Raw genomic sequence first — 22,486 nt, forward strand, 5'->3', positions numbered from 1 at the left:
AAACCAGCCCGCAGGCTGGTTTTTCAGAGCGCTTCACCGCGAACGGCGAATCAGCGATTACGCGTCGCCGAAACGACGACGTGGTGCTGCCGGTGCGCCGTCATCACGGCGTGGCGCCGGCTTGCCGTCACGGTTGTAGTTGCCGCCACGACGCTCGCCGCCGTTACCGCCTTCACGACGTTCGCCGAAGGAGCGACGTGGGCCGCCTTCGCGACGTTCGCCGTTGAACGGACGACCGTTGCCGCGACGCTCGCCGCCGTTGCCACCGTCACGACGCTCGCGACGTTCGAACGGCTGTGCATCGCCCAGCAGCTGCATGTTCATCGGCTTGTTCAGGATGCGAGTGCGAGTGAAGTGATTCAGGATCTCGCCCGGCATGCCTTTTGGCAGTTCGATGGTGGAGTGGGAAGCGAACAGCTTGATGTTACCGATGTAACGGCTGCTGATGTCGCCTTCGTTAGCGATAGCGCCAACGATGTGACGCACTTCTACGCCATCGTCACGACCCACTTCGATGCGGTACAGCTGCATTTCGCCAACGTCACGACGTTCGCGACGCGGACGATCGCCGTCACGGCTGTCGCGGCGATCTCCACGGTCACCGCGACGATCGTCACGGTCGTTGAACTCGCGGCGCTGACGCGGTTTGAAGACCGGATCCGGCGGCAGGATCAGCGGACGTTCGCCCTGAGCCATTTTCAGCAGCGCTGCGGCCAGGGTTTCCATATCCAGCTCTTCTTCCGGCTGCAGTTTGGTCAGCAGTGCACGGTACAGGTCCAGATCGCTGCTTTCCAGCTGCTGTTGAACTTTCGCGGCGAACTTGGCCAGACGACGCTCGCCCAGCAGTTCTGCGTTCGGCAGTTCCACTTCAGGGATGGTCAGCTTCATGGTGCGTTCGATATTGCGCAGCAGGCGGCGTTCGCGGTTTTCCACGAACAGCAACGCGCGGCCGGCGCGGCCCGCACGACCGGTACGGCCGATACGGTGAACGTAAGACTCGGAGTCCATCGGGATGTCGTAGTTGACAACCAGGCTGATGCGCTCAACATCCAGGCCACGGGCCGCAACGTCGGTCGCGATCAGGATATCCAGACGACCGTCTTTCAGACGCTCCAGAGTCTGCTCACGCAGCGCCTGGTTCATGTCGCCGTTCAGCGCGGCGCTGCTGTAACCGCTGCGCTCCAGCGCTTCGGCCACTTCCAGGGTCGCGTTCTTGGTACGGACGAAGATGATCGCCGCGTCAAAGTCTTCGGCTTCCAGGAAACGCACCAGCGCTTCGTTTTTACGCATGCCGTAGACCGACCAGTAGCTCTGGCTAATGTCCGGACGGGTGGTCACGCTGGATTGGATGCGCACTTCCTGCGGCTCTTTCATGAAGCGGCGGGTGATGCGACGGATCGCTTCCGGCATGGTGGCGGAGAACAGCGCGGTCTGATGTTCAGCCGGGATCTCAGCCATGATGGTTTCTACGTCTTCGATAAAGCCCATGCGCAGCATTTCGTCGGCTTCATCCAGCACCAGACCGCTCAGATTGGAGAGGTTCAGGGTGCCGCGCTTCAGGTGGTCCAGCAGGCGGCCTGGGGTACCCACAACGATTTGCGGGCCCTGGCGCAGAGCGCGCAGCTGCACGTCGTAACGCTGGCCGCCGTACAGGGCTACCACGTTGACGCCGTTCATGTGTTTGGAGAAATCGGTCATCGCTTCGGCAACCTGAACCGCCAGTTCACGGGTCGGCGCCAGCACCAGGATCTGAGGTGCTTTCAGGTCTGCCTGCAGGTTGTGCAGCAGCGGCAGCGAGAACGCTGCAGTTTTACCACTACCGGTCTGCGCCATGCCCAGCACGTCGCGGCCGTTCAACAGGTGAGGAATACACTCAGCCTGGATCGGAGATGGTTTTTCATAGCCCAGATCGTTCAGGGCGGAAATGATTGGAGCAGACAGCCCCAGATCAGCAAAAGAGGTTTCAAACTCAGTCGTCATGTACACGTGCCTCATTAATAATGGCAGCCAGTCTACATAACTCGTCGAGAAAATTTTCAGTCATTTTCATTGAAAAGTGTGAACCGGCTCAAATTAGATTATAAAACGAACAAAAAAGCCCTCGCCCGTGAAGGCGATAACTTTGGTTAAAAACCAATGTCCATCAGGCTGATAGGTGTTCGTCAGCTATTGCTGGTCCGATTCCGATAGGTCGTCTTGCTCTTGGCCCAAAAGCGCCAATTCCAACAATGCATAGCGGTGCTCAACGAAGTTGTGAACGTTGTTAGACACCGTCAGTTTGAACAGCGCCGAAGCGGTGTCCTTGTCCCCCAGACTCAGGTAGTGTTTACCCAAATAGAAGTCAGTTTCACTGAGATGCTCAGCGAGCGAAGTGTTATCCGTTGCATCTGCCTTGAGGCGTTCCATCAGCGTTTTTTCGCTGATCTTGCCCAGGTAGAATTCGACAATATTCCATCCCCATTGCCCTCTGTCCGCTTTGTCATAGCGCTGCTGAAGCGCTACCTCGGCCTTCTTGGGATCGATTTCTCTCTCCACCAGATACAGCCATAACGAACGGAAGGGATCGTTTGGGTCGTCTTGATAAAACGCCTGCAGATCATCCTGCGCCAACGGGAAGCGGCCGCCATAATACAGTGCGATGCCCCGGTTTAAACGCGCGTAATTGTAAGTTGGATCAAGCTCTAGTACAGAATCAAACGCTTCATAGGCAGCATCAAAATTGCCTGCCTGCGTTAAGTAAATGCCCAGGTAGTTGAAAACTTCCGGCATGTCGGGACGTATCGCCAGCGCCTGCGAGAAATCATTGCGCGCTAATGCACGTAACCCGAGGCTATCATACAGCACACCGCGCTCATATAAAAGCTGTGCGCGTTCGTCATCCGTCAGTGCCCGGCTGGCAAGAATTTGTTCCATGCGCGCCAGGATCACTTCCTGCTGCAACGTTGGCTGCAACGGGATTGCCAAAACTTCGTCTTTACGCCAATCATGGTTGCTGCATCCTGCCAGCATGAGTGCTGTCGCAACGTAACACCAGCGCAAGAAAGGCTTCATTTCCCACTCCCGAAGACAAACATTGGATGAACGTCCTGTCCTCCGTTTGCTAAAACGCGGGCATCCTACCCGCGCGATACGAACAGCTCCCAACCCCGTGGCGGGGAGCTGTAAAACTATCTATACAGTTATTCTGCTTCAGGCGCAGGTGAACCCGCTTCCGGCGCCATCGCTTCTTTGATGCTCAGACGCACGCGGCCCTGACGGTCAACTTCCAGTACCTTAACCGGCACTTCCTGACCCATCTGCAGATAGTCGGTCACTTTCTCAACGCGCTTGTCGGCGATCTGAGAAATGTGCACCAGGCCTTCTTTACCACCGCCGATAGCGACGAATGCGCCGAAATCAACGATACGGGTCACTTTACCCTGATAGATACGGCCCACTTCGATCTCTGCCGTGATCTCTTCGATGCGACGGATAGCGAATTTCGCTTTCTCACCGTCGGTCGCAGCGATTTTAACTGTACCATCATCTTCGATTTCGATGGTAGTGCCAGTCTCTTCGGTCAGCGCGCGGATAACGGAACCGCCCTTACCGATCACGTCTTTGATTTTATCCGGGTTGATGCGGATAGTATGAATGCGCGGTGCGAATTCGGAGATATCGCCGCGCGGAGTGCTGATAGCCTGTTCCATCACGCCCAGGATGTGCAGACGCGCGCCCTTGGCCTGGTTCAGAGCCACCTGCATGATTTCGCGGGTGATGCCTTCGATTTTGATGTCCATCTGCAGCGCGGTGATACCGTCGCGGCTACCGGCCACTTTGAAGTCCATGTCGCCCAGGTGATCTTCGTCACCCAGAATGTCGGACAGAACCACATAGTTGTCGGCTTCTTTCACCAGGCCCATCGCGATGCCCGCAACGGCAGCCTTAATTGGCACACCGGCGTCCATCAGCGCCAGAGACGCGCCGCACACGGAAGCCATGGAAGAAGAACCGTTGGATTCGGTGATTTCAGACACCACGCGAACCGTGTACGGGAAATCTTCCGGTTTAGGCATCATAGCCAATACGCCGCGTTTCGCCAGGCGACCGTGACCGATTTCACGACGCTTAGGAGAACCGACCATGCCGGTTTCGCCTACGGAGTACGGAGGGAAGTTGTAGTGGAACAGGAAGCTGTCGGTCTTCTCGCCCATCAGCTCGTCCAGGTTCTGTGCGTCGCGCGCGGTGCCCAGGGTCGCGGTAACCAGCGCCTGAGTTTCGCCACGGGTGAACAGCGCGGAACCGTGGGTGCGCGGCAGTACGCCGGTGCGCACGTCCAGGCCACGGATCATGTCTTTTTCACGGCCGTCGATACGCGGCTCGCCACGCAGTACGCGGCTGCGCACCACGTTTTTCTCGACGGTGCCCAGGATGTCCTGGATTTCGCCGGCGTCCAGCGTCTCGTCCTGCGCCAGCAGGGTTTCAACAACGCTGTCTTTGATCGCGTCAACCTGAGCGTAACGCTCTTGTTTTTCGGTGATGTGGTAAGCGTCGCCCAGGCGAGCTTCGGCCAGTTCAGCCACGCGCGCGTGCAGCGCTTCGTTGACCGCAGGCGCCTGCCAATCCCACTTCGGTTTGCCCGCTTCGGCAACCAGCGCGTTGATGTTTTCGATAACCACTTGCTGCTGGTCATGGCCGAACACCACGGCGCCCAGCATCTGGTCTTCGCTCAGCACGTCCGCTTCGGATTCAACCATCAGCACCGCGCCTGCAGTACCGGCAACCACCAGATCCAGACGGCTTTCTTTCAGTTCGTCAGTCGTTGGGTTCAGTACGTACTGGTCGTTGATGTAACCTACGCGCGCGGCGCCGATTGGGCCGTTGAACGGAATACCGGACAGGCTCAGGGCCGCGGAAGCACCGATCATCGCAACGATGTCCGGGTTCACCTGTGGGTTAACGGAAACCACGGTCGCAATCACCTGAACTTCGTTCAGGAAGCTGTCCGGGAACAGTGGACGGATCGGACGGTCGATCAGACGGGAAGTCAGCGTCTCACCTTCGCTCGGACGGCCTTCGCGACGGAAGAAGCTGCCCGGGATGCGGCCGGCGGCGTAGGTACGCTCTTGGTAGTTAACGGTCAGCGGGAAGAAGCTCTGGCCCGGCTTGGCTTTTTTCTGGCCAACGACGGTAACGAATACGGCGGTGTCATCCATGCTCACCATAACGGCGGCGGTGGCCTGACGCGCCATCATACCGGTTTCGATGGTGACGGTATGCTGGCCATACTGGAATTTGCGAATGATCGGTGTCAGCAAAATTATATCCTTGATTAACGGCGCGCAATCGCATTGACGACTCGACACGCCTGTGACTCGATTTGCCTTCTCACTACATCCTCGCGACTAATGACAATCCTTATCTCAGGCGGGAGATAAAGCCTCTCATTAGCCGCGCGAACCTCTGTAACGGAAGAACCTGTTTGGAAACATCAGTAATACATTAACCTGATTTGCTTATGCTTCCTAGAAGAAAGGGGCCAAAATAGGCCCCTTTCCACTGAAACTTGCTAGATTAGCGACGCAGACCCAGACGCTCGATCAGGCTGGTGTAACGTGCTACATCTTTACGCTTCAGGTAGTCCAGCAGCTTACGACGCTGAGAAACCATACGCAGCAGACCACGACGGCTGTGGTGATCTTTTTTGTGCTCGGAGAAGTGGCCTTGCAGATGGTTGATCTGCGCAGTCAGCAGGGCAACCTGAACTTCGGTAGAACCGCTGTCGTTAGTACCACGACCGAAATCAGCTACGATTTGAGCTTTAGCTTCAACACTTAGAGACATTGTAATACTCCAGATTATAGATAATAAAAACAGGCGCCGATCTCTAATTCAGCAACCCAATGCATAAGCTGCGCCATTCTACTCTTAGCGCAGTGCGATCGCAAGGCGACGCAGTGCCCCGCCGTCAGTCGAAATGCTCGACCACCAGGCGGCGCGGCGCCACGCGACCATCCTCGGCGATGTCGCCAACGCCGATGAATTTTCGCTCTTCACCCTCGGTGATGCGCACCAGACCGGAAGCCGGCGCGCCGGCCACTTGCACCGGTTGCCCCTGCTTGACGTAACCCGCCACCACCGGCAGCAAATTCACTTCCGGATAGTTCTCAACCGGGCTGTCCATCGGCATCAGCAGCGGATCGAGCAGCTCGCCGGGCGCGATCGCTTGTTCCTGCGCCTGCGCCAGCAAAGCATTCAGCTGTTCCAGCGTCACCATGCGCGCGATCGGATAAGTCGCCACCTGCAGGCGGCGCAGATAGATCACGTGCGCTCCGCAGCCCAGCAACTCGCCGAGATCGTCGGTGATGGTGCGGATGTAGGTGCCTTTCGAGCAGTGGATCTCCAGCTCCAGCTCATCCCCTTCCCAGCGGATAAACTGCAGCTCGTACACCGTGATGCTGCGCGCTTCTCGCGGCACTTCAATCCCCTGGCGCGCATACTCGTAGAGTTTCTTGCCCTGGTATTTCAGCGCCGAATACATCGACGGCACCTGCTGGATGTCGCCGCGGAAGGTGTCCAGCGCCGCGTCGAGCTGCGCCTGGGTGAAGTTCACCGGGCGTTCCTGCACGATCTGACCGTCGGCGTCGGAAGTATCGGTACGCTGCCCCAGCTTGGCGATCACCCGATAGCGCTTGTCGGAATCGAGCAGGTATTGCGAAAACTTGGTCGCTTCGCCCAGGCAGATAGGCAGCATGCCGGTCGCCAACGGATCGAGCGCGCCGGTATGGCCCGCTCGGTTGGCGTTGTACAGGCGTTTTACTTTTTGCAGCGCATCGTTGGACGACAACCCTTGCGGCTTGTCCAGCAACAGCACGCCGTGGATATCACGGCCGCGGCGACGAGGGCGACTCATTAATCCTCCTTGTCATCGCCTGAGGCGGAACGGCGCTCGGCGTCGTTCTTCACCACGTTGGTCACCAGGTTGGACATGCGCATGCCTTCCACCAGGGAGTTGTCGTAGGCGAAGGTCAGCTCCGGCACCACGCGCAGGCGCATCGCTTTGCCCAGCAGGGTGCGGATATAGCCGGAAGCGTCCTGCAACGCTTTGATGCCGTTGGTGACCAGATCCGGATCGTGGTTCTCGGTCAGCACGTTCAGGAAGGTGACGTAAACCTTGGCATACGCCAGATCACGGGAGACTTCCACGCCGGAAACGGTCGCCATGCCGACGCGCGGATCTTTCACTTCACGCTGCAGAATGATCGCAATCTCTTTCTGCATCTCTTGCGCCACGCGTTGACCGCGGCTGAATTCTTTTGCCATTTTGGATTCTCCAGACAAATCGGGGGGCACAAAGGCCCCCCGTAAACAGATATAAGCAGATGTGCAATCGTTAAGCGATGGTGCGTTGGATCTCAATGATTTCGAACACTTCGATCATGTCGCCGACGCGCACGTCGTTATAGTTCTTAACGCCGATACCACATTCCATGCCGTTACGGACTTCGTTAACGTCATCTTTGAAGCGGCGCAGGGATTCCAGCTCGCCTTCATAGATAACCACGTTGTCGCGCAGTACGCGGATTGGGTTGTGACGCTTGATGGTCCCTTCGGTAACCATACAGCCGGCGATAGCGCCGAACTTAGGCGATTTGAACACGTCGCGCACTTCGGCCAGGCCGATGATCTGCTGCTTGTATTCCGGCGCCAGCATGCCGCTCATCGCCTGCTTCACTTCGTCGATCAGGTTATAGATCACGGAGTAGTAACGCAGATCCAGGCTTTCCGCTTCGATTACGCGGCGCGCAGAAGCGTCGGCACGCACGTTGAAGCCCAGGATGATGGCGTTGGAAGCCGCAGCCAGCGTCGCGTCGGTTTCGGTGATCCCACCTACGCCGGAGCCGACAATCTTCACCTTCACTTCGTCGGTGGAGAGTTTCAGCAGCGAGTCGCTGATCGCTTCGCAAGAACCCTGTACATCGGATTTCAGTACGATGTTCAGCTCGGACACTTCGCCGTCGGTCATGTTGGCGAACATGTTTTCCAGCTTGGACTTCTGCTGACGCGCCAGTTTGACTTCGCGGAACTTGCCCTGACGGTACAGCGCCACTTCACGCGCTTTCTTCTCGTCGCGCACCACGGTGGCTTCGTCACCCGCTGCAGGCACGCTGGACAGACCCAGGATTTCCACAGGGATAGACGGACCGGCGGAGGTCACTTCACGGCCCAGCTCGTCGCGCATCGCACGCACACGGCCGTATTCGAAGCCACACAGGACGATGTCGCCCTTGTTCAGCGTACCTTCCTGAACCAGCACGGTGGCAACCGGGCCACGGCCTTTATCCAGGAAGGACTCGATCACCACGCCGCTCGCCATGCCGCTGCGTACCGCTTTCAGTTCCAGAACTTCGGCCTGCAGCAGGATAGCCTGCAGCAGCTCGTCGATACCGGTACCGGCTTTCGCGGACACGTGGACGAACTGCGCTTCGCCGCCCCACTCTTCCGGCATCACGCCGTACTGAGACAGTTCTTGCTTAACGCGGTCCGGATCGGCTTCCGGCTTGTCGATTTTGTTCACCGCAACCACCAACGGCACCTGCGCCGCTTTCGCGTGCTGGATAGCTTCGATGGTCTGTGGCATCACGCCGTCATCAGCCGCCACCACCAGAACCACGATGTCAGTCGCCTGAGCACCGCGAGCACGCATCGAGGTAAACGCGGCGTGGCCCGGGGTATCCAGGAAGGTGATCATGCCGTTCTCGGTTTCTACGTGGTAGGCACCGATGTGCTGGGTAATGCCGCCGGCTTCGCCCGCCGCCACTTTGGTGGAGCGAATGTAGTCCAGCAGAGAGGTTTTACCGTGGTCAACGTGGCCCATGATGGTCACGACCGGCGCGCGCGGCTCGGCCGCAGCGCCCGTATCACGGTCGCTCATCAGCGCTTCTTCCAGCTCGTTTTCACGACGCAGGATAACTTTGTGGCCCATCTCTTCGGCAACCAGCTGCGCGGTTTCCTGGTCGATAACCTGGTTGATGGTGGCCATGGCGCCCAGCTTCATCATCACTTTGATGACCTGAGAACCTTTTACCGCCATCTTGTTGGCCAACTCGGCCACGGTGATGGTTTCGCCGATCACCACGTCGCGGTTAACCACCTGCGCCGGCTTGTTGAAGCCCTGCTGCAGAGCGCTAGGCTTGCGTTTGCCTTTACCGCCACGGGTAACGGCGCGCGCTTCTTCGCGATCCGCTTTGGATTCGGACAGCTTGTTGCCTTTCTTCTGCTTGGTCGCTTTGCCGCCGCGGGTGCGGCTGCGACGATCGCCTTCAACTTTGGCGTCGTTTTCATCTTCTGCGGCACGGGCGTGCTGAGAGGTGGTCACGTGATAGTCGGCGCTTTCAACCGCGGCGCTTGCCGCGTCTGCCTGGGCCCACTTCTCGCCGTTCTCTTCGGCCATGCGACGGGCTTCTTCCGCCACGCGCTTGGCTTCCTCTTCAACCTTGCGGCGCACTTCCTCTTCCGCTTTGCGTTTCAGTTCAGCGGCTTCGGCTTCACGGCGTGCTTTTTCCGCCTGAGCTGGCTTGGTCATTTCGTCGGTATGTTGATTGGTCACTTTTTCTTTTTCCGCTGAATTACGCTTAGCAATCTCCGCGGCCTCACGTTTGGCTTGCTCTTCGGCTGCGCGCTTCGCTTCCGCTTCGCGTTTTGCGAGCTCTTCCGCTTCGCGCCGTGCCTGCTCTTCCGCTTCACGCTGTGCCTGCTCTGCCGCTTCAGCCAACTGGGCTTCCTGCGTATCGCGATTTACATAAGTGCGTTTCTTGCGGACCTCAATTTGCACCGATTTACTTTTACCGCCGGTGCTCGGGATATTCAAGGTGCTGCGCGTTTTGCGCTGCAAAGTGAGTTTACCCGGCGCGCTGCCGTGTTCACGGTTCAGGTGCGCCAGCAATGTTTCTTTTTCTTGCTGGGTAACAGAGTCCGACTCGGACTTGTTGATCCCTGCATCAGCAAACTGCTGTACCAGGCGATCAACCGGAGTCTGAATCTCTGCTGCCAGCGATTTTACGGTTACATCTGTCGTCATGCTGTTCCTTCCTGCTACAGTTATTACGCGTTGTCGCCAAACCAACAGATATTGCGCGCAGCCATGATCAGCTCGCCGGCTTGCTCGTCGCTAAGCCCTTCAATATCAGCCAGATCGTCAACACCCTGCTCGGCAAGATCTTCCAGCGTACAAACCCCACGCGCGGCCAGTTTAAAGGCCATGCTGCGCTCAAGACCCGGCAGGTTGAGCAAATCGTCGGCCGGTTTGTTGTCGCCCAGGCTTTCTTCTTGTGCCAGGGCCAGCGTGGTCAATGCAGCTTTGGCGCGTTCGCGCAATGCTTCAACCGTATCTTCATCCAGACCGTCGATTTCCAACAGCTCTTTGATCGGCACGTAGGCCAGCTCTTCCAGCGTGGAGAAGCCTTCTTCAACCAGTACGGTGGCGAAATCTTCGTCGATATCAAGATACTTGGTGAAGGTATCAATAGCGGCATGAGCCTCGGCCTGGTGCTTGGCCTGCAGGTCGTCCGCCGTCATCACGTTCAGTTCCCAACGATCGTCGCCGCGGTGTTGTTTCAGCAACTGGGAAGCCAAACGCACGTTTTGGCCGTTACGGCCGATCGCCTGTGCCAGGTTGCTGGCTTCAACGGCGATATCCATGGTGCAGTTATCTTCGTCTACCACGATCGACGCGACGTCGGCCGGCGCCATGGCGTTGATGACGAATTGCGCTGGGTTATCATCCCACAGAATGATGTCGATGCGTTCGCCGCCGAGCTCGCTCGACACGGCCTGAACGCGCGCACCGCGCATACCTACGCAGGCGCCGACCGGGTCGATGCGCTTGTCGTTGGTTTTCACTGCAATTTTCGCACGGGAGCCAGGATCGCGGGCTGCCGCTTTAATTTCAATCACTTCTTCGCCGATTTCCGGCACTTCGATGCGGAACAGTTCTTTCAGCATTTCCGGGCTGGAACGGCTGACGAACAGCTGCGCGCCGCGGGCTTCAGGACGCACGGCGTACAGTACGCCACGAATGCGGTCGCCCGGACGGAAGTTTTCGCGCGGCAGCATGTCTTCACGGCCAATCACCGCTTCGGCGTTGTTGCCCAGATCCAGCGCGATGCTGTCACGGTTCACTTTCTTCACCACGCCGGTGACGATCTCACCTTCGTGTTCACGGAAAGCGTCGACCACCATCGCGCGCTCGGCCTCGCGCACTTTCTGCACGATAACCTGCTTGGCGGTTTGGGTGGTGATGCGGTCGAAGGTCACGGATTCGATCTGATCTTCGACGTAGCCACCGAGCTCGATGCTCGGATCTTCAAACTGAGCGGCTTCCAGCGTGATTTCACGCGTTGGCTGCGTCACTTCGTCTACGGCGACCCAACGGCGGAAGGTATCGAAATCGCCGGTTCTGCGGTCAATGCTGACGCGCACGTCGATTTCCTGCTCGTATTTTTTCTTGGTTGCGGTGGCTAATGCAGTTTCCAGCGCTTCGAAAATCTTCTCGCGCGGAAGGGATTTTTCATTGGAAACTGCTTCAACAACAGCCAGAATCTCTTTGTTCATCCTAGTTGCCTCTTCCAAACTTTAAAAGTGGGGTACCAGGTTCGCTTTCTGGATGTTGCTCAGCGCGAACACTTCATCTTTCCCTTCCACAGTAACCGTGATCATCTCGCCTTCGACAGACTTGATAATACCCTGCCACTTGCGACGGTTCTGTACCGCCATGCGCAGGACCAGGCTGACTTCTTCACCGAGGAAACGCGTATAGTGCTCTGCGGTGAACATCGGGCGATCAAGGCCAGGAGAGGAGACTTCCAAGTTGTAAGCGACCGTGATTGGATCTTCGACGTCCAATACAGCGCTGACCTGGTGGCTGACATCAGCGCAATCATCAACATTGATGCCGTTATCACTATCAATATAGATGCGGAGCGTCGATTGGCGCGCACGAATGAATTCGATGCCTACAAGCTCAAAGCCCAACGCTTCTACCGGTGCCGAAAGCATCTCTGTTAACTGTTGCTCTAATGTGGACAAGCCCACCCCCAAGACATAAAAAAAGGGCTAAATAGCCCAGTGATTCTGTTGCCAAATAACAAAAAACCCCGAAAAATCGGGGCTTTATGCAACTGGACCCTGTTTGCCGCTAGGCGGCCTCGGTACAACTTTCGAGCAAGTGTCATTTTCAAATGATGATCGAGAAAAGCGGATTTCAATCGAAAAGTGTATTTGAAAATAAACACTTAAAGGAAAGTGGTTGCGGGGGCCGGATTTGAACCGACGACCTTCGGGTTATGAGCCCGACGAGCTACCAGGCTGCTCCACCCCGCGTCCGAAAACGTGGCAAATGCTACGCCGATAATCGCAAAATTGCAAGTTATCTCTGGGATTTGGTACCGAGGATGGGACTCGAACCCACAAGCCCGTTAGGGCACTACCACCTCAAGGTAGCGTGTCTACCAATTCCACCACCTCGGTACTGATTCTTACTGCTAACGGCCGTTGTTCTTTCGAGTTCACAACCACCGTTTACAAACTTTTACGGCTTACTGCGGGATATCGCTGCTCGGCTTGGCAGGTGCTGCCGGCGCGGTTGTCTGCTCAGTTTTCACCGGCTGACCCAGATTTTCCCACTCGCTGCCTTTCTTGCTTTGGTTGCTGCTGAGGTTGCCCAAAATCAGGCTGATGACGAAGAACAGCGTCGCCAATACAGCAGTCATGCGGGTCATAAAGTTACCGGAACCACTCGAACCGAACAACGTGCCTGATGCACCTGCTCCGAAAGAGGCTCCCATATCAGCGCCTTTACCTTGCTGCAACATAATCAGAGCAACCAGCCCGATTGAAATCAGCAGGAAAATTACCAGAAGAGCTTCGTACATAGTAGTACCCGTATCCTTGCGGCCTCACCGCATGCCAAATGCTTCACACTCATCAAGCAGGCGTGTTTATAAACTGCCTACTGAAGCGGGTGTGAATACTAACCAAAGCCGCCAACCCGCGCAAGGGCAATTTGCAGCCGCCGGCGCGTTTGCGGAAAAAAACGCCAACAATCGTCTATTCGGGCTCAGCGATGCCAAGCCCGGTGGCTAACTGTCTGTTTTAACCTGCGGATTTCACCGCGTCGGCGATGCGATGTGCCAGCGCGGTCACCTGCTGCTCGTCCTCGCCCTCCACCATCACGCGGATCAGCGGCTCGGTGCCCGATTTACGCAGCAGCACCCGGCCGCGGCCGGCCAGCTCGGCTTCCACCTGTTCGGTGACCTTGCGCACCGCTTCAGATTCCAGCGGATTGTGATCGCCGGCGAAACGCACGTTGACCAGGATCTGCGGCAACAGCTTCATGCCGCTGCACAGGTCATGCAGGCTCATGTGGTTGCGCACCATGGCGGTCAGCACCTGCAACCCGGCCACGATGCCATCGCCGGTGGTGGTTTTGTCCAGCAGGATCACATGGCCGGAGTTTTCCGCACCGATGCGCCAGCCCAACTCCTGCAACTTCTCCAGCACGTAACGGTCGCCCACTTTGGCGCGAGCGAACGGAATGCCCAGCTGTTTCAGCGCCAGTTCCAGCCCCATATTGCTCATCAGGGTGCCGACCGCGCCACCGCGCAGCTGACCCTGACGCAGGCCTTCGCGGGCGATGATGTACAGGATCTGATCGCCGTCCACCTTGTTGCCCAGGTGATCCACCATCATCACGCGGTCGCCGTCGCCGTCGAACGCCAGGCCAACGTGCGCTTTTTCCTGCAGCACGCGCTCCTGCAGCTGACGCACATCGGTAGCGCCGCATTTCTCGTTGATGTTCATGCCGTCCGGCTCAACGCCGATGGCGATCACCGTGGCGCCCAGCTCGCGCAGCACGCTCGGCGCGATGTGGTAAGTCGCGCCGTTGGCGCAGTCGACCACGATTTTCAGCCCTTTCAGACTCAGCTCGCTCGGGAAGGTGCCTTTGCAGAATTCGATATAGCGACCTGCGGCGTCGATGATGCGGCTGGCTTTACCCAACTCCGCGGACTCCACGCAGGTCAGCGGTTTTTCCATTTCGGCCTCGATCGCTTCTTCGACATTGTCCGGCAGCTTGGCGCCGTCGATCGAGAAAAACTTGATGCCGTTGTCATAGAACGGGTTATGCGAAGCGGAAATGACAATGCCCGCTTCAGCCCGGAAGGTACGCGTCAAATAAGCCACCGCCGGCGTGGGCATCGGCCCGGTGAAGGACGCGGACAATCCGGCGGCCGCCAGGCCGGCTTCCAGCGCGGACTCCAGCATATAGCCGGAGATGCGCGTATCCTTTCCGATGATGATCTTGCGGGAACCGTGACGCGCCAGCACCTTACCGGCCGCCCAGCCCAGCTTCAGCACGAAGTCCGGCGTGATGGGGCTGTCCCCGACCTTGCCACGGATGCCGTCGGTGCCAAAATATTTGCGCTCGCTCATGTTTCTACTGTCCCTTAGCTGAAAGTGTTGCCTCGACGACACGCATCGCCTCGACGGTTTCTTTAACGTCATGCACTCTGACAATCTGCGCACCCTGCATCGCCGCGATCACCGCGCAGGCCACGCTGCCGATAACCCGTTGATCCGGCGGTACGTTCAACAGTTGTCCAATCATCGATTTGCGCGACATGCCGACCAACAGCGGCAAACCAAAACGATGAAACTCCGACAACCGGGCCAGAAGCTGATAGTTGTGCGCCAAATTTTTACCGAAACCGAAGCCTGGGTCGAGCAGCAATTTCTGATTTGTTATCCCTGCCTCGTTACAGCGCTGGATATGGTGTTCGAAAAACGCCTGAACGTCGGCGATCAGATCGTCGTAGTGCGGTGCCTGTTGCATGGTACGCGGCTGCCCCTGCATGTGCATCAGGCAGACCGGCAGGCCGCTTTCCGCCGCCGCCGCCAGGGCACCCGGCTCCTGCAGCGAACGAATGTCGTTGATCAGATGCGCGCCGGCGTGCGCCGATTCGCGGATCACGCCCGCTTTCGAGGTATCGACCGAGATGAAGACTTCGAAACGCTGCGCCAGCGCTTCCACCACCGGCACGACCCGTTCCAATTCTTCCTCTTCACTCACCTCCGCCGCCCCCGGCCTTGTCGACTCGCCGCCGATATCAATCATCGTAGCGCCGGCCGAAATCAGCGCATGCGCGTGCAGCAACGCCTGATTCAGCGTGTTGTGGCGACCGCCGTCGGAAAACGAATCCGGCGTCACGTTGAGGATGCCCATCACCTGTGGATGAGAGAGGTTGAGCGTCATGTCGCGCACGGTTAACTGCATGTTGTTTCACCTTACTGTTGCCTGGTTCACTGCCCGCCGGGCAAAAAAAACCCCGGCGTACCGGGGTTTGATGTTATTACACAGCCGTTCTTACTTGTCGAGCTGTTCGGACATGGTGTTGCCCGGCGTTGGGGTGCGCGGCTCATCTACCGGCGTCGGGGCTTTCGGGGTGCCGCCGTTGTCGGAGCTGTTGCCTTTGTTCGCATCGTCCCAGCCCGCCGGCGGACGCACGTCTTTGCGGTTCATCAGATCGTCGATCTGCGGCGCATCGATGGTTTCATACTTCATCAGCGCATCCTTCATCGAGTGCAGGATGTCCATGTTTTCCATCAGCAGCGAGCGAGCACGCGTGTAGTTACGTTCGATCAGCGACTTCACTTCCTGGTCGATGATACGCGCGGTTTCATCCGACATGTGCTTCGCCTTGGCCACGGAGCGGCCCAGGAACACTTCACCCTCTTCTTCCGCATACAGCAGCGGCCCCAGCTTCTCGGAGAAGCCCCATTGGGTCACCATGTTGCGGGCGATGGAGGTCGCCACTTTGATGTCGTTCGACGCACCGGTAGAGACTTTTTCCGGCCCGTAGATGATCTCTTCCGCCAGACGGCCGCCGTACAGGGTGGAGATTTGGCTCTCCAGCTTCTGACGGCTGGCGCTGATCGCATCCCCTTCCGGCAGGAAGAAGGTCACGCCAAGCGCACGGCCACGAGGAATGATGGTCACTTTGTGTACCGGATCGTGTTCAGGAACCAGGCGGCCGATGATGGCGTGGCCCGCTTCGTGATACGCGGTCGACTCTTTCTGCGCTTCGGTCATCACCATGGAGCGACGTTCCGCACCCATCATGATCTTGTCTTTGGCTTTCTCGAACTCCACCATCGACACCACGCGCTTGTTGCCGCGGGCGGCGAACAGCGCCGCTTCGTTGACCAGGTTGGCCAGGTCGGCACCGGAGAAGCCCGGCGTACCGCGCGCAATGACGGAGGCGTCGATGTCGGCAGCCAACGGCACGCGGCGCATGTGCACCTTCAGGATCTGCTCACGGCCACGCACATCCGGCAGCCCGACCACGACCTGACGGTCGAAACGGCCCGGGCGCAGCAGCGCGGGGTCAAGCACGTCCGGACGGTTGGTGGCCGCGATGACGATGATGCCCTCGTTGCCTTCGAAACCGTCCATCTCAACCAGCATCTGGTTCAGGGTCTGCTCGCGCTCATCGTGACCGCCACCCAGGCCGGCGCCACGCTGGCGGCCGACGGCGTCGATTTCATCGATGAAGATGATGCACGGCGCGGCTTTCTTCGCTTGTTCAAACATGTCACGCACGCGGGATGCCCCCACGCCGACGAACATTTCAACGAAGTCGGAACCGGAAATGGTGAAGAACGGCACCTTCGCTTCGCCGGCGATCGCTTTCGCCAACAGCGTTTTACCGGTCCCCGGCGGGCCGACCATCAGCACGCCTTTCGGGATCTTGCCGCCCAATTTCTGGAAACGGCTCGGCTCGCGCAGGTATTCCACCAGTTCGCTCACCTCTTCTTTCGCTTCGTCACAACCGGCGACATCGGCGAAAGTGGTCTTGATCTGGTCTTCCGTCAGCATGCGGGCCTTGCTCTTGCCGAAGGACATCGCGCCCTTGCCGCCGCCGCCCTGCATTTGCCGCATAAAGAAGATCCAGACCCCGATCAGCAACAGCATCGGGAACCAAGAGATAAAGATAGAAGCCAGCAGGCTCGGCTCTTCAGGCGGCTCGCCGACAACTTTCACATTCTTCGTTAACAACGTATCCAGCAACTTGGGATCGTTGACAGGGATGTAGGTCGTGTATTTGTTACTGTCTTTCTTGGTAACGTTAATTTCACGTCCGTTGATTCGCGCTTCGCGAACCTGGTCCTGGGTCAGTTCGGACATGAAGGTAGAGTAATCCACCCTACGGCCATTCGACTCGCTGGGCCCAAAGCTCTGGAATACAGACATCAACACTACCGCGATGACTAACCAGAGAATTAGGTTTTTCGCCATGTCACTCAAGGGATTAACCTCATCTTACAACTGTGTTAACAAACAGCGTTAGGGTACTACAGTTTGCGCCCTGTCGCTACAATGTACACTTCGCGCGAACGGGCGCGGGAAGCGTCTGGCTTACGAATCTTAACCTTCGTAAACAGGGAGCGAATTTCCCGTAGGTACTCGTCAAAGCCATCTCCCTGGAACACCTTCACCAGGAAACTTCCGCCTGGTGCGAGGACATCACGACACATATCCAGCGCCAACTCCACCAGATACATCGACCTTGGAATGTCGACCGCCGGGGTGCCACTCATATTCGGGGCCATATCGGACATGACCACCTGAACCTTACTCTCGCCTACTCGTTCCAACAGCGCCTTCAGCACCAGTTCATCACGAAAATCGCCCTGAAGGAAATCGACGCCAACGATAGGATCCATTGGCAAAATATCACAGGCGATGATGCGCCCGGTACCGCCGATTTGGGTGACCACATACTGCGACCAGCCGCCCGGTGCGGCGCCCAGGTCAACCACGGTCATGCCCGGTTTGAACAGTTTGTCGCTCTGCTGTATTTCATCAAGTTTAAACCAGGCACGGGAACGCAGTCCCTTTTTCTGCGCCTGCTGTACATATTTATCGCTAAAGTGTTCTTGTAACCAGCGACTGGAGCTAGCCGAACGCTTTTTATTAGCCATCTCGTTTTCCAACTATCATAAAAAGAGTCTTATGTCAGGGTCGCTGCTCACGTAGACTCACACCGGTGAAGACCGATTTGGTGATATACATGAGATGGCGGTAGAATGTACCGTTTTCAATCCCAACTTAAGCAAAAAAGACAATGAATCTGAATAATAAACAAAAACAGCACCTGAAAGGCCTGGCGCATCCGTTAAAACCGGTGGTGATGCTGGGCAATAACGGTCTTACCGAAGGGGTGCTGGCTGAAATTGAACAGGCTCTGGAGCATCATGAGCTGATCAAGGTAAAAATCGCCGCTGAAGATCGCGAAACCAAGACCCTGATCGCCGACGCTATCGTGCGTGAAACGGGCGCCTGCAATGTGCAAGTTATCGGCAGTACACTTATTCTTTACCGCCCGTCGAAAGAGCGCAAGATCAGTCTACCGCGTTAATAACCATCAGGTTAACGAAAAGGTGCCATGCGCCTGACCAAGATAAAAGGCCGCTTGCGGCCTTTTTCCTATCTTTACAAAACGTTGGCGCATTAATGACCAACGGTCCCGATCAGAGATACTCGACCTTCAGGATCTCGTATTCCACGTCGCCGCCAGGGGTTTTGATCACCACCACATCGTCTTGCTCTTTGCCGATCAGGCCGCGCGCCATCGGCGAGTTTACCGAGATCAGATTTTTCTTGAAATCGGCCTCATCGTCGCCAACGATGCGGTAAGTCACTTCTTCTTCGCTGTCCAGATTCATCACCGATACGGTGGCGCCGAAGATCACCCGACCGGTGTTCGGCATCTTGGTGATATCGATCACCTGCGCATTGGACAGCTTGGCTTCGATCTCCTGAATGCGGCCTTCGCAGAAACCCTGCTGTTCGCGGGCGGCATGGTACTCGGCATTTTCTTTCAAGTCGCCGTGTTCACGCGCTTCAGCGATATCCGCAATGATTTTCGGGCGGCGCACGCTTTTCAGATATTCGAGCTCTTCGCGCAGTTTTTCAGCGCCAAACAAGGTCATCGGAATTTGGTTCATCGTATAAATACCTCTAAATCTTTCCTGTTCAAATAACCGTCATCCTGACGTATTCGTATGAAAACACGGTTGGCATTCCGCCCCCCGCCTCCAGGCGACAAACAAAAGAAACCTGACTCGGAACGGGGCCCAAGCCAAGATCGGTTTTGCATTTTGATACGCATTTTAGCCTAGAGTTCCTTGAGGGTCATCGTTTACTTTTTCCCTGATTGCACCGTAGTATGACGGCACGTTATCCAGCTGTTATCCCGAGATTATGCGTTTTTCACGAATTGTCAGTGCATTGGCTTGCGCATTTGTTCTGAATGCGAATGCGGCCCCGGTTGAAGAGTACACACAATATCTGCCTGATGGGGCCAACCTTGCCCTGGTCGTTCAGAAGATCGGTGCCGGTGCGCCGACGATCGATTATCACTCTCAGCAGATGGCGCTGCCGGCCAGTACCCAAAAAGTGCTGACGGCGCTGGCGGCATTGCTGCAACTCGGGCCCGATTACCGTTTCACCACCACGCTGGAGAGCCAGGGCGATATCCGCGACGGCGTGCTGCGCGGTAACCTGATCGCCCGCTTCAGCGGCGATCCGACCTTCAAACGTCAGAGCCTGCGCAATATGGTGGCCGTCCTGAAGAAGCAGGGCGTGCGCCAAATCAGCGGCGACGTGCTGGTCGATACCTCAGTCTTCGCCAGCCATGACAAGGCGCCCGGTTGGCCGTGGAACGATCTGACGCAGTGCTTCAGCGCGCCGCCGGCCGCCGCCATCGTCGATCGCAACTGTTTCTCGGTCTCGCTGTACAGCGCGCCGAACCCGGGCGACATGGCGTTTATCCGCGTCGCCTCCTATTATCCGGTCAATATGTTTAGCCAGGTGCGCACCCTGGCGCGCGGATCCGCAGATGCGCAATACTGCGAACTGGACGTGGTGCCGGGCGAGCTGAACCGCTTTACCCTGACCGGCTGCCTGACGCAGCGCAGCGAACCGCTGCCGTTGGCCTTCGCCATCCAGGACGGTGCCAGCTATGCGGGCGCCATACTGAAAGACGAGCTGACGCAGGCCGATATCCAGATCGACGGGCATTTGAAACGCCAAACGCGCCCCGGCATCACCGGCACGGTGATCGCGCAAACCCAGTCGGCGCCGCTGCACGATCTGTTGAAAATCATGCTGAAGAAATCGGACAACATGATCGCCGATACCGTCTTCCGCACGATCGGCCACGAGCGCTTCGGCGTGCCGGGCACCTGGCGAGCAGGTTCCGATGCGGTACGCCAGGTGCTGCGCCAGAAGGCAGGCATCGATCTGGGCAACACCATCATCGCCGACGGTTCCGGCCTGTCGCGCCACAACCTGCTGGCCCCGGCGACCATGATGCAGGCGCTGCAGTACATCGCGCAGCACGACAACGAGCTGAACTTTATCTCGATGCTGCCGCTGTCCGGCTATGACGGCACCCTGCGCTACCGCGGCGGCCTGCATGAGGCCGGCGTAGACGGCAAGGTGTCGGCCAAGACCGGCGCGCTGCAGGGCGTCTACAACCTGGCGGGCTTCATCACTACCGCCAGCGGCCAGCGCATGGCCTTCGTGCAGTATCTCTCCGGCTACGCCGTGCCGCCGGAAGATCAGAAACAGCGCCGCGCGCCGCTGGTGCGTTTCGAAAGTCGCCTGTATCGGGATATTTACCAAAACAACTGAGGATCGCCATGAAGCTGCTGGTCGTTGAAGATGATGAACTGCTGCAACAAGGGTTGGCGCTGGCGCTGACCGGCGAAGGCTACGTGTGCGACTGCGCCGCCACAGCGGCGGAAGCCAGCAGCCTGCTCATCACCAGCCAATACAGCATGGTGATCCTGGATCTCGGTCTGCCGGACATGGACGGCGCCGCGCTGCTGCGGCAGTGGCGCCGCCAACAGATCGATCTGCCGGTGCTGATCCTGACCGCCCGCGACGCCCTGGAAGACCGCGTCGATGGGCTGGACGCCGGCGCCGACGACTACCTGGTCAAACCCTTCGCGCTGGTTGAGCTGCAGGCGCGCGTGCGCGCCCTCCTGCGGCGCTACCAGGGTCACAGCGACAATCTGATGCAGGTGGATGACCTGCAGTTGAATCTCTCCAGCCAGCAGGTCTATCTGCAACAGCAGCCGGTGGAGGTCACGCCGAAAGAGTTCGCCATTCTGGCGCGCCTGATCATGCGTGCCGGGCAGACGGTCAACCGCGAACTCCTGCAGCAGGATCTCTACACCTGGCAAGACGATTTAGGGTCCAACACCCTGGAAGTGCATATCCACAACCTGCGCCGCAAACTGGGCAAGGATCGCATCCGCACCGTGCGCGGCATCGGCTACCGCCTGGAACCCTCGTCATGATCAGCATGCGCCGCCGCCTGCTGCTGATGCTGGCGCTGATCCTGCTGGTCACGCAACTCATCAGCGCCTTCTGGCTGTGGCACGAAAGCCAGGAACAGATCAGCTTCCTGGTGGACGAAACCCTGTCCGCCAAAGTGCGTACCGAACGCGTCGATACCGAGATCGCCGAGGCCATCGCGTCGCTGTTGGCGCCTTCGCTGATCATGATGATCGTCACGCTGTTGGCGTCGTTTTGGGCCATCAGTTGGATCATCCGCCCACTCAACCAATTGCAGCAACGGCTGGAAAAACGCTCTGCCGATAACCTGACTCCGCTGCCAATCACCAGCGACAGTCAGGAAATGGTGGCGGTCACCAATGCACTCAATCAGCTGTTTTCACGGCTGGATAACACCATTCAACAGGAACGCCTGTTCACTGCCGACGCCGCCCACGAGCTGCGCACGCCGCTGGCCGGCATCCGCCTGCACCTGGAGCTGATGGAAAAGCAGGGCGTCAAGGGCAGCCAGGCGCTGATCGCCCGCATCGATCAGCTGATGCACACCGTCGAGCAGTTGCTGATGCTGTCGCGCGCCGGGCAAGACTTCGCCAGCGGCCATTATCAGCATTTCGATTGGGTGGCCGATGTGATCCAGCCGCTGCGTGAAGAGCTCGACGAAATGAGCGCCCAACGCGGGCAGACGCTGGGCTGGCAATTGCCGGCTGCTGCCACCGTGAACGGCGATCCGGTGCTGCTGCGGCTGCTGCTGCGCAACCTGGTCGAAAACGCCCACCGTTACGGCCCGGAAGGCGGCGCGATACAGGTGCGGTTAACGCCGCAAGACAACGGCTATCTGCTGCAGGTCATCGACGATGGCCCGGGAATCAAGGAAGAGATGGTCGGGGAACTGACGCAGGCGTTTCGCCGCATGGATCAACGCTACGGCGGCAGCGGACTGGGCCTGAATATCGTGATCCGCATCGCGCAACTGCACCAGGGGCGTTTGACGCTGGAAAACCGCCGCGATGCGCGCGGCCTGAATGCCCAGTGCTGGCTGCCGGAAAAGGCGCTCAAATAACAAGGGCCCAGCGTTGCTGAGCC

Annotated in this window: 20 protein-coding genes and 2 tRNA genes; 4 read left to right on the plus strand and 18 right to left on the minus strand. The window is 58.0% G+C overall.

Annotated features, from left to right (window positions below):
- Positions 1–57: 57 nt before the first annotated feature.
- The 17 genes from ACJ8PL_RS17185 to rlmE all read right to left on the minus strand — a co-directional run bounded on the left by ACJ8PL_RS17185 (position 58) and on the right by rlmE (position 18,018).
- Positions 58–1,980 carry a DEAD/DEAH family ATP-dependent RNA helicase gene (locus ACJ8PL_RS17185; RefSeq protein ID WP_004933492.1) on the minus strand — a complete coding sequence of 641 codons (1,923 nt, stop codon included), beginning with the start codon at positions 1,978–1,980 and terminating at the stop codon, positions 58–60.
- Positions 1,970–2,050: a protein YrbN gene (yrbN, locus tag ACJ8PL_RS17190; RefSeq protein ID WP_099032700.1), complete on the minus strand. Its 81-nt coding sequence runs from the start codon at positions 2,048–2,050 to the stop codon at positions 1,970–1,972. Before yrbN ends, ACJ8PL_RS17185 begins: the two co-directional genes overlap by 11 nt.
- Before the next feature lie 116 nt (positions 2,051–2,166).
- Positions 2,167–3,051 carry a lipoprotein NlpI gene (gene nlpI, locus ACJ8PL_RS17195; protein WP_004933495.1) on the minus strand — a complete coding sequence of 295 codons (885 nt, stop codon included), beginning with the start codon at positions 3,049–3,051 and terminating at the stop codon, positions 2,167–2,169.
- Between the two features lie 128 nt (positions 3,052–3,179).
- Positions 3,180–5,297 (minus strand): polyribonucleotide nucleotidyltransferase, encoded by a 2,118-nt coding sequence (gene pnp, locus ACJ8PL_RS17200; protein WP_016929321.1) that lies wholly within the window; start codon positions 5,295–5,297, stop codon positions 3,180–3,182.
- A gap of 256 nt (positions 5,298–5,553) precedes the next feature.
- Complete coding sequence (gene rpsO, locus ACJ8PL_RS17205) at positions 5,554–5,823, minus strand: 30S ribosomal protein S15 (RefSeq protein ID WP_004933502.1); 270 nt, start codon at positions 5,821–5,823, stop codon at positions 5,554–5,556.
- Positions 5,824–5,947: 124 nt separating this feature from the next.
- On the minus strand, positions 5,948–6,892 hold the full coding sequence (gene truB / locus ACJ8PL_RS17210; protein ID WP_039567792.1) for a tRNA pseudouridine(55) synthase TruB: 945 nt from the start codon (positions 6,890–6,892) through the stop codon (positions 5,948–5,950).
- Entirely contained in the window at positions 6,892–7,302 is a 411-nt protein-coding gene (gene rbfA, locus ACJ8PL_RS17215) for a 30S ribosome-binding factor RbfA (protein ID WP_004933508.1), read from the minus strand. Before rbfA ends, truB begins: the two co-directional genes overlap by 1 nt.
- A gap of 70 nt (positions 7,303–7,372) precedes the next feature.
- Positions 7,373–10,060, minus strand: a complete 2,688-nt coding sequence (gene infB, locus ACJ8PL_RS17220) for a translation initiation factor IF-2 (RefSeq protein WP_004933511.1) — start codon at positions 10,058–10,060, stop codon at positions 7,373–7,375.
- A gap of 23 nt (positions 10,061–10,083) precedes the next feature.
- Complete coding sequence (gene nusA, locus ACJ8PL_RS17225) at positions 10,084–11,592, minus strand: transcription termination factor NusA (RefSeq protein WP_004933514.1); 1,509 nt, start codon at positions 11,590–11,592, stop codon at positions 10,084–10,086.
- A gap of 21 nt (positions 11,593–11,613) precedes the next feature.
- Positions 11,614–12,066, minus strand: a complete 453-nt coding sequence (gene rimP / locus ACJ8PL_RS17230; protein WP_028127574.1) for a ribosome maturation factor RimP — start codon at positions 12,064–12,066, stop codon at positions 11,614–11,616.
- Positions 12,067–12,283: 217 nt separating this feature from the next.
- Positions 12,284–12,360, minus strand: a tRNA-Met gene (locus ACJ8PL_RS17235).
- A gap of 60 nt (positions 12,361–12,420) precedes the next feature.
- A tRNA-Leu gene (locus tag ACJ8PL_RS17240) sits at positions 12,421–12,507 on the minus strand.
- Positions 12,508–12,575: 68 nt separating this feature from the next.
- Positions 12,576–12,911, minus strand: coding sequence for a preprotein translocase subunit SecG (gene secG / locus ACJ8PL_RS17245; RefSeq protein ID WP_004933519.1), 336 nt, complete (start codon positions 12,909–12,911; stop codon positions 12,576–12,578).
- 220 nt (positions 12,912–13,131) lie between these two features.
- Entirely contained in the window at positions 13,132–14,469 is a 1,338-nt protein-coding gene (glmM, locus tag ACJ8PL_RS17250) for a phosphoglucosamine mutase (protein ID WP_021504256.1), read from the minus strand.
- Between the two features lie 4 nt (positions 14,470–14,473).
- Complete coding sequence (folP, locus tag ACJ8PL_RS17255) at positions 14,474–15,310, minus strand: dihydropteroate synthase (protein ID WP_016929326.1); 837 nt, start codon at positions 15,308–15,310, stop codon at positions 14,474–14,476.
- 90 nt (positions 15,311–15,400) lie between these two features.
- A complete protein-coding gene (ftsH, locus tag ACJ8PL_RS17260) occupies positions 15,401–17,332 on the minus strand; it encodes an ATP-dependent zinc metalloprotease FtsH (protein ID WP_004933529.1) in 1,932 nt (643 codons plus the stop codon).
- Between the two features lie 56 nt (positions 17,333–17,388).
- Positions 17,389–18,018, minus strand: coding sequence for a 23S rRNA (uridine(2552)-2'-O)-methyltransferase RlmE (gene rlmE, locus ACJ8PL_RS17265; RefSeq protein WP_004933533.1), 630 nt, complete (start codon positions 18,016–18,018; stop codon positions 17,389–17,391).
- 143 nt (positions 18,019–18,161) lie between these two features.
- On the opposite strand from rlmE, the gene yhbY reads away from it, so the two are divergent.
- Positions 18,162–18,455 (plus strand): ribosome assembly RNA-binding protein YhbY, encoded by a 294-nt coding sequence (yhbY, locus tag ACJ8PL_RS17270; RefSeq protein WP_004933536.1) that lies wholly within the window; start codon positions 18,162–18,164, stop codon positions 18,453–18,455.
- 112 nt (positions 18,456–18,567) lie between these two features.
- Here yhbY and greA read toward each other — a convergent pair whose 3' ends face one another.
- A complete protein-coding gene (gene greA / locus ACJ8PL_RS17275; RefSeq protein WP_004933539.1) occupies positions 18,568–19,044 on the minus strand; it encodes a transcription elongation factor GreA in 477 nt (158 codons plus the stop codon).
- A 256-nt stretch (positions 19,045–19,300) separates the two neighbouring features.
- Between greA and dacB the strand changes: the two genes are divergently transcribed.
- Genes dacB through pmrB form a run of 3 tightly spaced genes read left to right on the plus strand, consistent with a single transcriptional unit; the run spans position 19,301 to position 22,463 of the window.
- Positions 19,301–20,734, plus strand: a complete 1,434-nt coding sequence (dacB, locus tag ACJ8PL_RS17280) for a serine-type D-Ala-D-Ala carboxypeptidase (protein WP_028127573.1) — start codon at positions 19,301–19,303, stop codon at positions 20,732–20,734.
- A gap of 8 nt (positions 20,735–20,742) precedes the next feature.
- Positions 20,743–21,405: a two-component system response regulator PmrA gene (pmrA, locus tag ACJ8PL_RS17285; RefSeq protein ID WP_004933545.1), complete on the plus strand. Its 663-nt coding sequence runs from the start codon at positions 20,743–20,745 to the stop codon at positions 21,403–21,405.
- The gene (pmrB, locus tag ACJ8PL_RS17290; protein WP_097102914.1) at positions 21,402–22,463 is read left to right on the plus strand and encodes a two-component system sensor histidine kinase PmrB; all 1,062 of its coding nucleotides are present in this window, start codon (positions 21,402–21,404) and stop codon (positions 22,461–22,463) included. Before pmrA ends, pmrB begins: the two co-directional genes overlap by 4 nt.
- Positions 22,464–22,486: the final 23 nt, after the last annotated feature.

This window comes from Serratia sp. CY83965 (genome assembly GCF_052166375.1).
Classification (GTDB): domain Bacteria; phylum Pseudomonadota; class Gammaproteobacteria; order Enterobacterales; family Enterobacteriaceae; genus Serratia; species Serratia marcescens.

Excerpts from the sequence above, each read along its gene's own strand:
- rlmE (WP_004933533.1), bottom strand. The coding sequence starts at position 18,018 with ATGGCTAATAAAAAGCGTTCGGCTAGCTCCAGTCGCTGGTTACAAGAA.
- secG (WP_004933519.1), bottom strand. The coding sequence starts at position 12,911 with ATGTACGAAGCTCTTCTGGTAATTTTCCTGCTGATTTCAATCGGGCTG.
- nusA (WP_004933514.1), bottom strand. The coding sequence starts at position 11,592 with ATGAACAAAGAGATTCTGGCTGTTGTTGAAGCAGTTTCCAATGAAAAA.
- ACJ8PL_RS17185 (WP_004933492.1), bottom strand. The coding sequence starts at position 1,980 with ATGACGACTGAGTTTGAAACCTCTTTTGCTGATCTGGGGCTGTCTGCT.
- rpsO (WP_004933502.1), bottom strand. The coding sequence starts at position 5,823 with ATGTCTCTAAGTGTTGAAGCTAAAGCTCAAATCGTAGCTGATTTCGGT.
- dacB (WP_028127573.1), top strand. The coding sequence starts at position 19,301 with ATGCGTTTTTCACGAATTGTCAGTGCATTGGCTTGCGCATTTGTTCTG.
- folP (WP_016929326.1), bottom strand. The coding sequence starts at position 15,310 with ATGCAGTTAACCGTGCGCGACATGACGCTCAACCTCTCTCATCCACAG.
- infB (WP_004933511.1), bottom strand. The coding sequence starts at position 10,060 with ATGACGACAGATGTAACCGTAAAATCGCTGGCAGCAGAGATTCAGACT.
- yrbN (WP_099032700.1), bottom strand. The coding sequence starts at position 2,050 with ATGAAAATGACTGAAAATTTTCTCGACGAGTTATGTAGACTGGCTGCC.
- greA (WP_004933539.1), bottom strand. The coding sequence starts at position 19,044 with ATGAACCAAATTCCGATGACCTTGTTTGGCGCTGAAAAACTGCGCGAA.
- glmM (WP_021504256.1), bottom strand. The coding sequence starts at position 14,469 with ATGAGCGAGCGCAAATATTTTGGCACCGACGGCATCCGTGGCAAGGTC.
- pmrB (WP_097102914.1), top strand. The coding sequence starts at position 21,402 with ATGATCAGCATGCGCCGCCGCCTGCTGCTGATGCTGGCGCTGATCCTG.
- ftsH (WP_004933529.1), bottom strand. The coding sequence starts at position 17,332 with ATGGCGAAAAACCTAATTCTCTGGTTAGTCATCGCGGTAGTGTTGATG.
- pmrA (WP_004933545.1), top strand. The coding sequence starts at position 20,743 with ATGAAGCTGCTGGTCGTTGAAGATGATGAACTGCTGCAACAAGGGTTG.
- rbfA (WP_004933508.1), bottom strand. The coding sequence starts at position 7,302 with ATGGCAAAAGAATTCAGCCGCGGTCAACGCGTGGCGCAAGAGATGCAG.
- yhbY (WP_004933536.1), top strand. The coding sequence starts at position 18,162 with ATGAATCTGAATAATAAACAAAAACAGCACCTGAAAGGCCTGGCGCAT.
- nlpI (WP_004933495.1), bottom strand. The coding sequence starts at position 3,051 with ATGAAGCCTTTCTTGCGCTGGTGTTACGTTGCGACAGCACTCATGCTG.
- truB (WP_039567792.1), bottom strand. The coding sequence starts at position 6,892 with ATGAGTCGCCCTCGTCGCCGCGGCCGTGATATCCACGGCGTGCTGTTG.